10 protein-coding genes and 6 tRNA genes are annotated in these 15710 nt (G+C 58.9%); 13 read left to right on the forward strand and 3 right to left on the reverse strand.

The window, feature by feature from the left end:
- Positions 1-3 precede the first annotated feature (3 nt).
- Both glnS and nagE read right to left on the reverse strand, forming a co-directional pair.
- Positions 4-1668 carry a glutamine--tRNA ligase gene (gene glnS, locus ACJ8HA_RS11835; RefSeq protein WP_025301858.1) on the reverse strand — a complete coding sequence of 555 codons (1665 nt, stop codon included), beginning with the start codon at positions 1666-1668 and terminating at the stop codon, positions 4-6.
- A gap of 240 nt (positions 1669-1908) precedes the next feature.
- Entirely contained in the window at positions 1909-3945 is a 2037-nt protein-coding gene (gene nagE / locus ACJ8HA_RS11840) for an N-acetylglucosamine-specific PTS transporter subunit IIBC (protein ID WP_025301857.1), read from the reverse strand.
- 334 nt (positions 3946-4279) lie between these two features.
- Here nagE and nagB point away from each other — a divergent pair, with 334 nt between their 5' ends.
- From nagB to ACJ8HA_RS11900, 12 genes are all read left to right on the forward strand, one after another.
- Entirely contained in the window at positions 4280-5080 is an 801-nt protein-coding gene (nagB, locus tag ACJ8HA_RS11845; RefSeq protein WP_004939952.1) for a glucosamine-6-phosphate deaminase, read from the forward strand.
- Between the two features lie 18 nt (positions 5081-5098).
- Positions 5099-6238 carry an N-acetylglucosamine-6-phosphate deacetylase gene (nagA, locus tag ACJ8HA_RS11850; RefSeq protein WP_025301856.1) on the forward strand — a complete coding sequence of 380 codons (1140 nt, stop codon included), beginning with the start codon at positions 5099-5101 and terminating at the stop codon, positions 6236-6238.
- Positions 6239-6265: 27 nt separating this feature from the next.
- On the forward strand, positions 6266-7486 hold the full coding sequence (nagC, locus tag ACJ8HA_RS11855) for a DNA-binding transcriptional regulator NagC (RefSeq protein WP_004939956.1): 1221 nt from the start codon (positions 6266-6268) through the stop codon (positions 7484-7486).
- 67 nt (positions 7487-7553) lie between these two features.
- Positions 7554-8306 carry an HAD-IIA family hydrolase gene (locus tag ACJ8HA_RS11860; protein WP_004939957.1) on the forward strand — a complete coding sequence of 251 codons (753 nt, stop codon included), beginning with the start codon at positions 7554-7556 and terminating at the stop codon, positions 8304-8306.
- Between the two features lie 190 nt (positions 8307-8496).
- Positions 8497-9939: a carbohydrate-binding protein gene (locus ACJ8HA_RS11865; protein WP_049295166.1), complete on the forward strand. Its 1443-nt coding sequence runs from the start codon at positions 8497-8499 to the stop codon at positions 9937-9939.
- A gap of 283 nt (positions 9940-10222) precedes the next feature.
- Entirely contained in the window at positions 10223-11887 is a 1665-nt protein-coding gene (gene asnB / locus ACJ8HA_RS11870; RefSeq protein ID WP_004939961.1) for an asparagine synthase B, read from the forward strand.
- A 218-nt stretch (positions 11888-12105) separates the two neighbouring features.
- Positions 12106-12182, forward strand: a tRNA-Met gene (locus tag ACJ8HA_RS11875).
- Positions 12183-12198: 16 nt separating this feature from the next.
- A tRNA-Leu gene (locus ACJ8HA_RS11880) sits at positions 12199-12283 on the forward strand.
- Between the two features lie 30 nt (positions 12284-12313).
- A tRNA-Gln gene (locus ACJ8HA_RS11885) sits at positions 12314-12388 on the forward strand.
- Positions 12389-12432: 44 nt separating this feature from the next.
- A tRNA-Gln gene (locus tag ACJ8HA_RS11890) sits at positions 12433-12507 on the forward strand.
- 41 nt (positions 12508-12548) lie between these two features.
- A tRNA-Met gene (locus ACJ8HA_RS11895) sits at positions 12549-12625 on the forward strand.
- Between the two features lie 4 nt (positions 12626-12629).
- A tRNA-Gln gene (locus ACJ8HA_RS11900) sits at positions 12630-12704 on the forward strand.
- A gap of 87 nt (positions 12705-12791) precedes the next feature.
- On the opposite strand, the gene ubiF is transcribed toward ACJ8HA_RS11900, so the two are convergent.
- Positions 12792-13973: a 3-demethoxyubiquinol 3-hydroxylase gene (ubiF, locus tag ACJ8HA_RS11905; protein ID WP_127146249.1), complete on the reverse strand. Its 1182-nt coding sequence runs from the start codon at positions 13971-13973 to the stop codon at positions 12792-12794.
- A 197-nt stretch (positions 13974-14170) separates the two neighbouring features.
- On the opposite strand from ubiF, the gene miaB reads away from it, so the two are divergent.
- Positions 14171-15595, forward strand: a complete 1425-nt coding sequence (gene miaB / locus ACJ8HA_RS11910; RefSeq protein ID WP_025301853.1) for a tRNA (N6-isopentenyl adenosine(37)-C2)-methylthiotransferase MiaB — start codon at positions 14171-14173, stop codon at positions 15593-15595.
- The last annotated feature ends 115 nt before the right edge of the window (positions 15596-15710 follow it).

A 15710-nucleotide genomic window follows, 5' to 3' on the forward strand; every position in this document is an offset into this window, starting at 1 on the left:
AGATTAGCCTTCGATTTTCGCCCAGGTGTCACGCAGGCCGACAGTGCGGTTAAACACCAGATGCTCGGCCGACGAGTAACGGTTGTCGGCGCAGAAGTAGCCTTCACGCTCGAACTGGTAGGCTTTCTCCGGCTGTGCGGCCGCCAGGCTCGGCTCAACGAAGCCGTGCTTGATCACCAGCGATTCCGGGTTGATGGTGGAGAGGAAGTCCTCCGCCGCGCCCGGGTTAGGCACGCTGAACAGGCGATCGTACAGGCGAATTTCCGCCGGCAGCGCGTGCGCCGCAGACACCCAGTGGATCACGCCCTTCACCTTGCGGCCGTCGGCAGGATCTTTGCTCAGCGTTTCCGCATCGTAGCTGCAGAAGATGGTGGTGATCTCGCCCGCTTCGTCCTTCTCGACGCGCTCGGCCTTGATCACGTACGCATTGCGCAGACGCACTTCTTTGCCCAGCACCAGACGCTTGTACTGCTTGTTGGCTTCCTCGCGGAAGTCGGCGCGATCGATATAGATTTCGCGGCTGAACGGCACATCGCGGCTGCCCATTTCCGGTTTGTTCGGGTGGTTAGGCATGGTGACCATTTCCACCGCATCGCCCATGTTCTCGATGACGATTTTCACCGGATCCAGCACCGCCATGGCGCGCGGGGCGTTCTCGTTCAGATCGTCACGGATGCAGGATTCCAGCGCCACCATCTCGACGTTGTTGTCTTGCTTGGTCACGCCGATGCGCAGGCAAAACTCGCGGATAGAGGCGGCGGTATAACCGCGACGGCGCAGACCGGAAACGGTCGGCATACGCGGATCGTCCCAGCCCTCAACGATCTTCTCGGCCACCAACTGGTGCAGCTTGCGCTTCGACATGATGGCGTATTCGAGGTTGAGGCGCGAAAACTCGTACTGACGCGGGTGGCAAGGAATGGTGATGTTATCCAGCACCCAGTCATACAGACGGCGGTTATCCTGGAATTCCAGAGTACACAGCGAGTGGGTGATCCCTTCCAGCGCATCGGAAATGCAGTGGGTGAAATCGTACATCGGATAGATGCACCATTTATTGCCGGTCTGGTGGTGTTCGGCGAACTTGATGCGGTACAGCACCGGATCGCGCATCACGATAAACGGCGAAGCCATATCGATCTTGGCGCGCAGGCAGGCGGCGCCTTCGGCAAACTCACCGTTGCGCATCTTCTCGAACAGCGCCAGGTTCTCTTCCACGCTGCGATCGCGGTACGGGCTGTCTTTGCCCGGCGCGGTCAGCGTGCCGCGATATTCACGGATCTGCTCCGGCGACAGCTCATCGACGTAGGCCAGGCCCTTGGAGATCAGCTCAACCGCATACTGATGCAGCTGATCGAAATAGTCTGAGGAGTAACGAACGTTGCCGCTCCACTCAAAGCCCAGCCACTCCACGTCGTGCTTGATTGACTCCACGAACTCGATGTCTTCTTTCACCGGGTTGGTATCATCGAAACGCAGGTTGCACTGGCCCTGATAGTCCTTGGCGATGCCGAAGTTCAGGCAGATGGACTTGGCGTGGCCGATATGCAGATAGCCGTTAGGCTCCGGCGGGAAGCGGGTATGTACCGACGTGTGTTTCCCCGACGCCAGATCTTCATCGACGATCTGACGGATAAAATTGGTTGGGCGGGCTTCAGCCTCACTCATTTCACTGTTCCTCAATGCAAAGCGCTACACATAACCGCCTATGATCCAACAAGCCACGTCTGGAAACAACCGTTTGTTTCACGAAAAATGCGGCGCGTTGCACCATCGGCGCGCAGCGCACCGCCATGGGGCGAAACGGAATAAAAAAAGCGGGAAGAGATCGCTCTCTTCCCGCCAAGTCGGGGCAAACTCCGCCATGATGCGTGACCGGCCCCGGATACTACTCAGGTAAAAACGGCCTTACTTTTGGATCTCGTACAGCTTGGTCTGACCGGCGACCACCGAGCCGCTGGCCAGCGCCGCCAGGCCGGCGTAGTCGTCAGCGTTGCTGACCACCACCGGGCTTATCATCGAGCGCGCGTTAGCGTTCAGGTAATCCAGATCCAGTTCCAGAATCGGTTGACCGGCTTTCACTTCCGCGCCCTCTTCCACCAGGCGTTTGAAGCCCTGGCCTTCCAGCGCGACGGTGTCGATCCCCATGTGTACCACGACCTCAGCGCCCTTGTCGGTTTCCAGGCAGAACGCGTGGTTGGTATTGAAGATTTTCACCACGGTGCCATCCGCCGGCGCCACCACGATCTTGTCGGTCGGGCGAATCGCCAGGCCGTCACCGACCGCCTTGCTGGCGAAAGCTTCGTCCGGCACCTGATCGAGCGCCACGACTTCACCCGTCACCGGCGCCACCAGCGTTTCAAACGCGACTTTCGGTGCGTTCGGCACCGCCTGCGGTTTGACTTCCGCGGCAGGGGCCGCCGCCGGAGCCGCCGCAGCCGCTACCGGGCCGGCCGCAATTACGTTGCGCATTGCGCTGGCAATCAGCTCGGCACGGGTGCCGACGATCACTTGTACGCTCTGCTTGTTCAGACGAATAACGCCCGACGCACCAAGGCGTTTCGCCAATGCGTCGTTCACCAGCGCAGAGTCCTTCACGTTCAAACGCAGGCGGGTGATGCAGGCGTCGATGCCGGTCAGGTTGTCGGAGCCGCCGATCGCGCCGACGTAGCGACGGGCCAGCGTGGTGGTTTCGTTCTCGTCTTTACCGGCGCTGCTGTTGACGTTGACGTCATAACCGTCGGTTTCGTCACCGGCAACCGCCAGCTCGCGGCCCGGGGTCATCAGGTTGAACTTGTTGATGGTGAAGCGGAACACCACATAGTAGATAACGAAGAACACCAGGCCCTGCGGGATCAGCATGTACCAGTGGGTCGCCAGCGGGTTACGCACCCACAGCATCATATCCACCAGGCCGGCGCTGAAACCGAAGCCTGAAATCCAATGCATGTTAGCGGCGATGAACACCGAGATACCGGTCAGTACGGCGTGGATCACGTACAGCACCGGTGCCACGAACATGAAGGAGAACTCCAGCGGTTCGGTGATGCCGGTAAAGAAGGCAGCGAATGCCCCTGCCATCATGATCCCCAGCACCTTCGCCTTATTCTCAGGACGCGCGCAGTGATAGATGGCCAGCGCCGCGCCCGGCAGACCGAACATCATGATCGGGAAGAAGCCCGCCTGATAACGGCCGGTGATGCCAACAACCGCTTTACCCGCGTCAATCGACTGCTGGCCGCCGAGGAAGTTAGGGATATCGTTGATGCCGGCCACGTCGAACCAGAACACCGAGTTCAGCGCGTGGTGCAAGCCGACCGGGATCAGCAGGCGGTTGAAGAAGGCATAGATACCCGCGCCGACGGAGCCCAATTTTTGGATGTGTTCGCCGAAGCTCACCAGAGCGCCGAACACGACGGGCCAGACGAACATCAGGATGTAAGCGACCAGGATCATCAGGAAGGAAATGAGGATCGGCACCAAACGGCGGCCGCTGAAGAACGACAGCGCCTTAGGCAGCTCGACGCCGCTGAAGCGGTTGTACACTTCGGCGGAGATGATACCCACCAGAATACCAACGAACTGGTTCTCAATCTTGCCGAACGCGGCAGGCACCTGATCGAGCGGGATCTTCTGAATCATCGACACGGCGGCCGGTGAACAGAGGGTCGTCAGCACCAGGAAACCGACGAAGCCGGTCAGTGCGGCAGAGCCGTCCTTATCTTTGGACATGCCGTAGGCGACACCAACGGCGAACAACACCGCCATATGATCGATAATCGCTGAGCCAGACTTAATCAATAAGGCAGCGAAAGCGTTGTCGCCGCCCCAACCAACAGGGTCAATCCAGTACCCGACGCCCATCAAGATGGCGGCGGCGGGCAGCGTGGCGACCGGCACCATCAGCGCCCGTCCCACCTTTTGCAAATAACTAAGAATGTTCACCTTTTCCCCCTATGTTGTCCGCGGACGGACCCTATTAGTAGTTTATTTGGAGCTCTCACTACCTTTTTAGAAACAATGCTTGGCACGTATCACTCATGCCGAGTGTAAAAAATTTATTTTGTATCGCAAATTAAAACCTCCTTTTTTGTGATAAATATCACCAAAAAGTAGTCTTTCCCTCCCAGATTGCTGGCCATCACACAAAACTTATTTTATCATTCAAAAAATCAACCGAACGGACGATTCACGCGAGAATCATAAAGCTGGGTTACGCTTAGGACTCCCGCAGGCCCGTACAGTATAGCTTTAGTTTACTTATCCCAAGAGGTGTTAGATGAGACTTATCCCACTGAAAGATACCGCACAAGTCGGCAAATGGGCCGCGCGTCATATCGTTCAACGCATCAACGCATTCAAGCCAACCGCAGAGCGCCCGTTTGTCCTCGGCCTGCCTACCGGCGGCACGCCGCTGGAAGCCTACAAACATCTGATTGCGATGCACAAAGCAGGTGAAGTAAGCTTTAAGCATGTTGTGACTTTCAACATGGACGAGTACGTTGGCCTGCCGCAGGAACACCCGGAAAGCTACCACACCTTCATGTACCGCAACTTCTTTGACCACGTTGATATCCCTCGTGAAAATATCAACCTGCTGAACGGCAACGCCGCGGATGTCGACGCCGAGTGCCGCCAGTACGAAGAGAAGATCAAATCTTACGGCAAAATTAACCTGTTCATGGGCGGCGTGGGTATCGACGGCCATATCGCGTTCAACGAGCCGGCTTCGTCCCTGGCTTCGCGCACCCGCATCAAAACGCTGACCGAAGACACCCGCATCGCCAACTCGCGCTTCTTCGGCGGCGACGTCAGCCTGGTGCCGAAATATGCGTTGACCGTCGGCGTGGGCACGCTGCTGGATGCCGAAGAAGTGATGATCCTGGTGACCGGCCATGCCAAGGCACAGGCGCTGGAAGCCGCAGTGGAAGGCAACATCAACCACATGTGGACCATCAGCTGCCTGCAGCTGCACGCCAAAGCGGTGGTGGTGTGCGACGAACCGGCCACCATGGAACTGAAAGTCAAAACCGTCAAATATTTCCGCGAGTTAGAAGCGGAAAGCGTGAAAAGTCTTTAATCTTTGCAGGGGGCTACGATGTTCGCTTTAACCCACGGCCGAATCTATACCGGCCACGACGTACTTGATGACCATGCAGTCATTATCGCTGATGGGCTGATCGAGAGAGTCTGCCCGGTGGCTGAATTGCCCGCCGGCATCGAAACGCGCGACCTGGGTGGCGCCATCCTGGCCCCCGGGCTTATTGACGTGCAGCTGAACGGCTGCGGCGGCGTCCAGTTCAACGATTCGCTGGAAGCAATCTCGGAAGAAACGCTGGAGATCATGCAGCGCGCCAACGAGAAATCCGGCTGCACCAGCTATCTGCCGACGCTGATCACCAGCAGCGACGAATTCATGAAGCACAGCGTCGACGTGATGCGCGCTTATCTGAAAAAGCACCAAAACCAGGCGTTGGGCCTGCACCTGGAGGGGCCGTACCTCAGCCCGGTAAAAAAAGGCACTCACAACCCGGCGTTCATTCGCAAGCCAACGCAGGACATGATCGATTACCTGTGCGCCAACGCCGACGTGATCACCAAGGTGACGCTGGCACCGGAAATGGTTGAGCCGCACGTTATTAAACAACTGACCGAGGCCGGCATCGTGGTCTCCGCCGGCCACTCGAATGCCACCTACGATCAGGCGCGCACCGGCTTCGCCGCCGGCATCAGCTTCGCCACCCACCTGTACAACGCCATGCCGTATATCACCGGCCGCGAACCGGGGCTGATGGGGGCGATCTTCGATACGCCAGAGGTCTATACCGGCATCATCGCCGACGGCCATCACGTAGCCTGGGCGAGTATCCGTAACGCCAAACGCCTGAAAGGTGATAAATTGGTCTTGGTCACCGACGCGACCGCACCGGCGGGTGCAGATATTGACCAATTTATTTTCGCCGGTAAAACAATATACTATCGGGATGGGCTGTGCGTGGATGAGAACGGCACCCTGAGCGGTTCCGCGCTGACCATGATCGAAGCGGTGCAAAACAGCGTCGAGCATATCGGCATCGCGCTGGACGAAGCGCTGCGTATGGCGACGCTGTATCCGGCGCGCGCCATTGGCGTCGATCACCGTCTGGGCACCCTCGAAGCCGGCAAGGTGGCTAACCTGACCGCCTTCACCCGTGATTTCAAGATCACCAAAACGCTCGTTAACGGTAACGAGGTTTAATTCAATGAACAGCGAGTAACATTATTGATGAGCACTGGCGGACAAGCACAAATAGGGAACGTTGACTTAGTCAAACAACTTAACGGCGCAGCAGTTTACCGCCTGATCGACCAGCAGGGCCCGATCTCGCGCATTCAAATTGCCGAACTCAGCCAGCTTGCTCCCGCCAGCGTCACCAAAATTACTCGCCAGTTGCTGGAGCGCGGGCTGATCAAAGAAGTCGATCAGCAAGCCTCCACCGGCGGCCGCCGCGCGATCTCCATCGTGTCGGAAACCCGTCATTTCCATACCGTCGCGGTGCGTCTCGGCCGCCACGACGCCACCATCACGCTGTATGACATGAGCGGTAAATCGCTCAGCGAAGAACACTATCCGCTGCCGGAACGCACCCAGGAAACGCTGGAGAATGCGCTGTTCGCCGCCATCGCCCAATTCATCGAAGCGAACCAGCGCCGCCTGCGCGAACTGATCGCCATCGCGGTGATCCTACCCGGCCTGGTGGATCCGGCGCTGGGCGTGGTGCGCTACATGCCGCACATCAGCGTCAGCAACTGGGCACTGGTGGACAACCTGCAGCAGCGCTTCAACGTCACCAGCTTCGTCGGCCACGACATCCGCAGCCTGGCGCTGGCGGAGCACTACTTCGGCGCCACCCGCGACTGCGAAGACTCGATTCTGGTGCGCCTGCACCGCGGTACCGGCGCCGGCATCATCGTCAACGGGCAGATTTTTCTCGGTAATAACGGCAACGTCGGCGAAATCGGCCATATCCAGATCGATCCGCTGGGTGAACGCTGCCACTGCGGCAACTTCGGCTGCCTGGAAACCGTGGCCGCCAACGCGGCGATCGAACAGCGCGTGCGCCAACTGCTGAGCCAGGGCTACCCGAGCAAATTGACGCTGGAAGACTGCGGCATCAACGCCATCTGCAAGGCCGCCAACCGTGGCGATCTACTGGCCAGCGAAGTGATCGAACACGTCGGCCGCTATCTGGGCAAGGCAGTGGCCATCGCCATCAACCTGTTCAATCCGCAGAAGGTGGTGATCGCCGGTGAGATCACCGAAGCGGATAAGGTGCTGCTGCCGGCGATCCAGAGCTGCATCAATACCCAGGTACTGAAGGACTTCCGCAAAAATCTGCCGGTGGTGACCTCCGAACTCAATCATCGCTCGGCGATCGGCGCTTTCGCCCTGGCCAAACGCGCGATGCTCAACGGCGTGCTCTTGCAGCGATTGCTGGAAAGCTGATCCGCCGCTTCTGGCAGGTGTGTTATCGTCACCTCTTGCCTGCCGTAATCATGAGAAACAGCGACAAATGAAAATCAAAAACGTTATATGCGATATCGACGGCGTGCTGCTGCATGACAATACGCCGGTTCCCGGCGCCGATCTGTTCCTGGCGCGCATCCAGGAACAAGGCATGCCGCTGGTGGTGCTGACCAACTACCCATCACAGACCGCACAGGATCTGGCGAACCGCTTCGCCGCCGCCGGTCTGGAAGTGCCGGAGAGCGCGTTCTATACCTCGGCGATGGCCACCGCCGATTTCCTGCGCCGGCAGGAAGGCAAAAAGGCCTACGTGGTCGGTGAAGGCGCCCTTATCCATGAGCTGTACAAAGCCGGTTTCACCATCACCGACATCAACCCGGATTTCGTGATCGTCGGTGAAACCCGCTCTTACAACTGGGACATGATGCACAAAGCCGCCTATTTCGTGAGCAATGGGGCGCGCTTTATCGCCACCAACCCGGATAGCCACGGCCACGGCTTCTCGCCGGCCTGCGGCGCACTGTGTGCCCCCATCGAGAAGATCACCGGCCGCAAGCCGTTTTACGTCGGCAAGCCCAGCCCGTGGATCATTCGCGCCGCACTGAACAAAATGCAGGCGCACTCGGAAGAAACGGTGATCGTCGGCGACAACCTGCGTACCGACATCCTGGCGGGCTTCCAGGCCGGCCTGGAAACCGTTCTGGTGCTGTCCGGTGTCTCCACGCTGAGCGACATCGAAACCATGCCGTTCCGCCCGAGCTATGTCTACCCTTCCGTCGCCGATATCACTATCTTCTGATGCGGCCATGGCGGCCGCCCGGCCGCCATTATTTCCTTCTCCCTCAGCGTCAGTTTGAATTTAATTCGTTCATGGCAGCAAAAGGTTTCAGCCTGCCTGCATTAAAAATCCTCATTATAACTTTACGCCCCGCCAATAGCTGATATTGCCGGCGAGCGGAAAACCCTTACCCCTAATGAATGAGGCTACCATGAGCACAAATAACATTATTAATGCCGTCGCCGCCGATGACGCGGCCATTATGCCGTCTATCGCCAATAAAAAGATCCTGATGGGTTTCTGGCACAACTGGGCCGCCGGCGTCAGTGACGGCTATCAGCAAGGCCAGTTCACCAATATGAACCTGACCGACATTCCCGCCGAGTACAACGTGGTGGCCGTCGCCTTTATGAAAGGCCAGGGCATCCCGACCTTCAAACCTTACAACCTGTCCGACGCCGAGTTTCGCCGCCAGGTAGGCGTGCTGAACAGCCAGGGCCGCGCGGTGCTGATCTCCCTCGGCGGCGCAGACGCGCATATCGAGCTGAAAACCGGCGACGAAGACAAGCTGAAAGACGAGATTATTCGCCTGGTGGAAGTCTATGGCTTCGACGGCCTGGATATCGATCTGGAACAGGCGGCGATCGGCGCCGCCAATAATAAAACCGTCTTGCCTGCGGCGCTGAAAAAAGTAAAAGACCATTACGCCGCCCAGGGGAAAAACTTTATTATCAGCATGGCGCCGGAATTCCCGTATTTGCGCACCAACGGCACCTACCTGGATTATATTAACGCCCTCGAAGGCTATTACGACTTTATCGCGCCGCAATATTATAACCAGGGCGGCGACGGTATTTGGGTGGATGAACTCAATGCCTGGATCACGCAGAATAACGACGCCATGAAAGAGGACTTCCTCTACTACCTGACGGAAAGCCTGGTTACCGGCACCCGCGGCTATGCGAAGATCCCGGCGGCGAAATTCGTCATCGGCCTGCCGAGCAACAACGATGCCGCCGCCACCGGCTACGTGGTCAACAAACAGGCGGTGTATAACGCTTTCTCGCGTCTCGACGCCAAAAGCCTGTCGATCAAGGGCCTAATGACCTGGTCAATCAACTGGGATAACGGCAAGAGCAAAGCCGGCGTCGCCTACAATTGGGAGTTCAAAACCCGCTATGCGCCGCTGATTCAGGGCGGCGTCACCCCGCCGCCGGGAAAGCCTAATGCGCCGACGGCGCTGACGGTCTCCGAGCTGGGCGCCACCTCGCTGAAACTGAGCTGGGCCGCCGCCACCGGCGCCTCACCGATCGCCAGCTACACCGTCTACCGCAACGGCAACCCGATCGGCCAAACCGCCGGTCTGTCGCTGGCCGACAGCGGTCTGACGCCGGCAACCCAGTACAGCTACTTCGTTACCGCGACCGACACCCTGGGCAATACCTCCCTGCCGAGCAGTGCGCTGGCGGTCAAAACCGCCAACGACGGCACGCCGCCCGATCCGGGCGCGCCCGAATGGCAGAACAACCACAGCTACAAAGCCGGCGACGTCGTGAGTTATAAAGGCAAGAAATACACCTGTATTCAGGCGCACACCTCCAATGCCGGCTGGACGCCGGATGCCGCGTTCACCCTCTGGCAGCTCATCGCCTAATCGCTAATCGATTGCCGGTCAAACTGGCCGGCAATCCCGCCATCACGCTAAAAATTGCATAATCGACAATTTTTTACGCCGATAACTGAAAATCCGTTAAAAACCTCAGCCACGCAAACAACTATTTCTCAGCGCATGGCTAAAACGCTTGCATCCTCCGCAGCTTTTGGCGCATTTTCATAACCACAGCGCAGCAAAACCGCGTTATCGCTGATAAATCGGCAATGCTGCCCATAACAGTAAAAACAACATCACAGTCATAAAAGCCCGTTAGGAGAGTTGTATGTGTTCTATTTTCGGTGTGCTCGATCTGAAGTCCGATCCCGTTGAACTGCGTAAGAAAGCGCTGGAGCTGTCACGTCTGATGCGCCACCGCGGCCCGGATTGGTCCGGCGTTTACGCCAGCGACAAAGCCATTTTGGCCCACGAACGCCTGTCGATCGTCGACGTCAACAACGGCGCTCAACCGCTGTACAACGCTGCGCACACCCACGTTTTGGCGGTCAACGGCGAAATTTACAACCACCAGGCGCTGCGCCAACAGCTGAGCGACCGCTATGCGTTCCAGACCGGTTCCGACTGTGAAGTAATCCTGGCGCTGTATCAGGAGAAAGGACCGGACTTCCTCGACGATCTGCAAGGCATGTTCGCTTTTGCCCTGTATGACACTGAAAAAGACGCCTACCTGATCGGCCGCGATCACCTGGGCATCATCCCGCTGTACATGGGCCATGACGAACACGGCAACCTGTACGTTGCCTCGGAAATGAAAGCGCTGGTGCCGGTGTGCCGCACCATCAAGGAATTCCCGGCCGGCAGCTACCTGTGGAGCCAGGACGGTGAGATCCGCGAATATTATCGCCGCGACTGGTTCGATTACGACAGCGTCAAGGACAACGTGACCGACGCCGCCGCCCTGCGCACCGCGCTGGAAGAGTCGGTGAAAAGCCACCTGATGTCCGACGTACCCTACGGCGTGCTGCTGTCGGGCGGGCTGGATTCCTCGGTCATCTCGGCGATCACCAAGAAGTACGCTGCGCGCCGCGTGGAGGATCAGGAACGCAGCGAGGCCTGGTGGCCGCAGCTGCACTCCTTCGCCGTCGGGCTGGAAGGCTCGCCGGATCTGCGCGCCGCGCAAGAGGTGGCTAACCACCTGGGCACCGTGCACCATGAGATCCACTTCACCGTGCAGGAAGGGCTGGACGCCATCCGCGACGTGATTTATCACATCGAAACCTACGACGTCACCACCATTCGCGCCTCGACGCCGATGTACCTGATGTCGCGCAAAATCAAGGCGATGGGCATCAAGATGGTGCTTTCCGGCGAAGGCGCGGACGAAGTGTTCGGCGGCTACCTGTACTTCCATAAGGCGCCGGACGCCCGCGAATTCCACGAAGAGACCGTGCGCAAACTGCTGGCGCTGCACATGTTCGACTGCGCGCGCGCCAACAAGGCGATGTCCGCCTGGGGCGTCGAAGCCCGCGTGCCGTTCCTGGACAAGAAATTCCTCGACGTGGCGATGCGCATCAACCCGAAAGATAAAATGTGCGGCAACGGCAAAATGGAAAAACACATCGTTCGCGAATGTTTCGAGTCCTATTTGCCCGCCAGCGTGGCCTGGCGCCAGAAAGAGCAGTTCTCCGACGGCGTCGGCTATAGCTGGATCGACACGTTAAAAGAGGTGGCTGCGCAGCAAATTAGCGATCAACAGCTCGAAACCGCGCGTTTCCGCTTCCCGTACAACACGCCAACGTCGAAAGAAGGCTACCTGTACCGCGAAATCTTCGAAGAGCTGTTCCCGCTGCCGAGCGCCGCCGAATGCGTACCGGGCGGCCCGTCCGTCGCCTGCTCGTCCGCCAAGGCCATCGAGTGGGATGAATCGTTCAAGAAGATGGACGATCCTTCCGGCCGCGCCGTTGGCGTGCACCAGGCCGCCTATAAATAATTGCGCGGCATTTCCCTCAGGGCGGGCCTTTTGGCCCGCCTTTTTGTTGCCTTTTCCCCCCGCCAACTGCCTGAATTGCCGATTTTATCGCCATAATGTTCACAACCCAGACAAACGGCGCTTCCGGGCGCTTTTTCGGGAAAAAACTTGTTGACGCAAATCGGTCATATACGCATAATGCGCCCCGCAACGCCGATGAAGGCAAAGCAAAAAAAGAGGGCTACGTAGCTCAGCTGGTTAGAGCACATCACTCATAATGATGGGGTCACAGGTTCGAATCCCGTCGTAGCCACCATCTCTTTTTTGTATTTGCGGGAGTGGCGAAATTGGTAGACGCACCAGATTTAGGTTCTGGCGCCGCAAGGTGTGCGAGTTCAAGTCTCGCCTCCCGCACCATTTCTCTTCATCGTCGGCGCAGTATGTTGATGGGGTATCGCCAAGCGGTAAGGCACCGGTTTTTGATACCGGCATTCCCTGGTTCGAATCCAGGTACCCCAGCCATATTCTTTCGGGAATGGGGTTTCAACATAAGATTTGTTTGCAGGTGGGGTATCGCCAAGCGGTAAGGCACCGGTTTTTGATACCGGCATTCCCTGGTTCGAATCCAGGTACCCCAGCCATAACAAACTGCTTGCAAATCAAAGAAGTAAAAAGTAACATCGGCTACGTAGCTCAGCTGGTTAGAGCACATCACTCATAATGATGGGGTCACAGGTTCAAATCCCGTCGTAGCCACCATAATTGGGGTGTCGCCAAGCGGTAAGGCTCTGGTTTCTGATACCAGCATACCCAGGTTCGAATCCTGGCACCCCAGCCATATTTAGAAAAGCCCGCTTCGGCGGGCTTTTTGCTGTCTGGCGTTCAGCCAATCCTAACGGGCCCAGCCACCGCTGAGCCCTGTCGGTTACAATCCCAACGCGTACTTCAACGCATGTTCTTTCAGCTTGCCCGCCCGCTGCGCGGCCATCAGCGCCAGATTGCGCGCGACGTTCAGCGGCGCCAGGTTATTGCTGAAGGCGGTATAAAACAGATCCATGCCGCTCTGCATCAGCAGATTGTCGGTACGGCGGCGGCGTTGATAGCGCAGCAGCACCGCCTCGCCGCTCCAGTCTTCTCCCTGCTCTCGCGCCTCGCTCAGCACGTTCAGCAAGGCATCCACATCGCGATACCCCAGATTGACGCCCTGCCCGGCCAGCGGGTTGATGGTATGCGCGGCATCGCCCACCAGCGCCAGCCCCGGCAGCACGTAGCGCTGCGCATGACGCCGCGTCAGCGGGAACGATCCGGCAGCGTGCACCTTGACCGGGCCCAGTCGCGCCGGAAAAGCGGTAGCGATTTCGCGCTCCAGCTGCGCCGGCGGCATCGCCTGCAGTTGGCGAATGCGCTGCGGGCTGTCATACCACACCAGCGACGCCCAGCTGTCGTACAGCGGCAGGAAGGCGCGCGGCCCGGACGGGCAGAAGCGCTGCCAGGTCACATCCTGCTGCGGCGCGCCGGTATCGACGGTGATCAACATGCACGCCTGACGATATTGCCAGCCGTTGGTGCCGATCGCCGCCAGCTTGCGCACCTGCGAGTTGGCCCCGTCGGCACCGACAACCAGCCGCGCTTGCAGCGTCTCGCCGCTGTCCAGCGTCAGCTGCCAGGCATTGTCCGCCCGCTGCAGCGATTGCAGCCTGGCGGGACACAGCAGCGTCAGGTTGGCGCACTGCGCGAACTGTTGCCACAGCCCCAGCTGCAGAATGCGGTTTTCCACCATAAAGCCCAGCTCGGGCAGCCCCAGGGACACCGCGTCGAACGCCACGCGCGACGACGCCCACTCCCAGGTCTCCAGCCGGCGATACGGCGCCGTACGCATCGCCGTCACGGCCTGCCAGGTGCCGAGCTGTTTCAGCAGCCCCACCGAGGTGCAGCCGATCGCGGAAATGCGCAGGTCCGGCGGGCTTTGCGCCTCGAACGCCTGCGGCGCCTGATGTTCCAGCAACGCCACCGACCAGCCCGCCTGCGCCAGCCCCAGGGCCGCCGCCGCGCCGACCATGCCGCCACCCACCACCACCGCGTCATACCGATTTTGAGATGTCTTCATATTGGCTATGTTTTCTATGTGAATGCTCGCCATCCCACCCGACATGGCGTTTTGCGCAGTGTACCGGATTTTCGCTTCGGCTTCAGGTTGCGTGCCATTTTCCCCCGCGCTGGTCACAACGGCGGCAAATGATTACAATACGCGCCCTGCATGTCGCGTAACGCAACTTTCGCTCCGCACTGAGTAATGGCAAGTCAATGACGAAAAAACTACATATCAAAACCTGGGGCTGCCAGATGAATGAGTACGATTCATCGAAAATGGCCGACCTGTTGAACAGCACGCACGGCTTCGAGTGGACCGACAACGCCGAGGAAGCGGACGTGCTGTTGCTGAACACCTGCTCGATCCGTGAAAAAGCGCAGGAGAAAGTTTTCGCCATGCTGGGGCGCTGGCGCTTGCTGAAAGAGAAGAACCCGTCTGTCATCATCGGCGTCGGCGGTTGCGTGGCCTCGCAAGAAGGCGAACTGATCCGCAGCCGCGCGCCTTGCGTCGACGTGGTATTCGGCCCGCAGACCCTGCACCGCCTGCCGGAAATGATCAATCACGTTCAGGGCACCCGCAGCCCGGTGGTCGATATCAGCTTCCCGGAGATCGAAAAATTCGACCGCCTGCCGGAGCCGCGCGCCGAAGGCCCGACCGCCTTCGTGTCGATCATGGAAGGCTGCAACAAATACTGCACTTTCTGCGTGGTGCCTTACACCCGCGGCGAGGAAGTGAGCCGCCCGAGCGACGACGTGCTGTTCGAAATCGCCCAGCTGGCGGCGCAGGGCGTGCGCGAGGTCAACCTGCTCGGCCAAAACGTCAACGCTTACCGCGGCGCGACGCATGACGGCGATATCTGCTCGTTCGCCGAACTGCTGCGCCTGGTGGCGGCCATCGACGGCATCGATCGCATTCGCTTCACCACCAGCCACCCGATCGAGTTCACCGACGACATTATCGCGGTGTACGAAGACACGCCGGAGCTGGTCAGCTTCCTGCATCTGCCGGTGCAGAGCGGTTCGGACCGCATCCTGACCATGATGAAACGCGCGCACACCGCGCTGGAGTATAAGGCGATTATCCGCAAGCTGCGCAAGGCGCGGCCGGCCATCCAGCTGAGCTCCGATTTCATCGTCGGTTTCCCGGGCGAAAGCCAGGCCGACTTCGAACAGACCATGAACCTGATCGCCGACGTCAACTTCGACGTCAGCTTCAGCTTCATCTATTCGTCGCGCCCCGGTACGCCGGCGGCGGACATGGTCGACGACGTCAGCGAAGAAGAGAAAAAGCAGCGGCTGTACATTCTGCAGGATCGCATCAACCAGCAGGCGCTGCAGTTCAGCCGCCGCATGCTCGGCACCGTACAGCGCATTCTGGTGGAGGGCACCTCGCGTAAAAGCGTGATGGAGCTGGCCGGGCGCACGGAGTGCAACCGTGTGGTAAACTTCGAAGGCACGCCCGACATGATCGGCCAATTTGTCGACGTGGAAATTACCGAGGTGCTGACCAACACCCTGCGTGGCGCAGTGGTGCGCACCGAACAGCAGATGGATCTGCGCGTACATGAATCCCCGCAGTCGGTGATCGCCCGTACCCGCAAAGAAAACGCGCTGGGCGTCGGCATTTACCAGCCCTGACGCCGCGGCGGCCTGCATTATCGCCGCCCGTTCGCGCTACTCCTTACCGTTTCTCCGCCGGGCGTCCGCGCCCGGTGATGTTCTTTTTTTATTTTTTTATTGTTGAAGAGGCGAC

The organism is Serratia sp. CY33802 (genome assembly GCF_052169095.1).
GTDB classification, from domain to species: Bacteria; Pseudomonadota; Gammaproteobacteria; order Enterobacterales; family Enterobacteriaceae; genus Serratia; species Serratia bockelmannii.

Coding starts and splice junctions, on each gene's coding strand:
- ubiF (WP_127146249.1), bottom strand. CDS start 13,973: ATGAAGACATCTCAAAATCGGTATGACGCGGTGGTGGTGGGTGGCGGC.
- ACJ8HA_RS11865 (WP_049295166.1), top strand. CDS start 8,497: ATGAGCACAAATAACATTATTAATGCCGTCGCCGCCGATGACGCGGCC.
- glnS (WP_025301858.1), bottom strand. CDS start 1,668: ATGAGTGAGGCTGAAGCCCGCCCAACCAATTTTATCCGTCAGATCGTC.
- asnB (WP_004939961.1), top strand. CDS start 10,223: ATGTGTTCTATTTTCGGTGTGCTCGATCTGAAGTCCGATCCCGTTGAA.
- miaB (WP_025301853.1), top strand. CDS start 14,171: ATGACGAAAAAACTACATATCAAAACCTGGGGCTGCCAGATGAATGAG.
- nagB (WP_004939952.1), top strand. CDS start 4,280: ATGAGACTTATCCCACTGAAAGATACCGCACAAGTCGGCAAATGGGCC.
- nagC (WP_004939956.1), top strand. CDS start 6,266: ATGAGCACTGGCGGACAAGCACAAATAGGGAACGTTGACTTAGTCAAA.
- ACJ8HA_RS11860 (WP_004939957.1), top strand. CDS start 7,554: ATGAAAATCAAAAACGTTATATGCGATATCGACGGCGTGCTGCTGCAT.
- nagA (WP_025301856.1), top strand. CDS start 5,099: ATGTTCGCTTTAACCCACGGCCGAATCTATACCGGCCACGACGTACTT.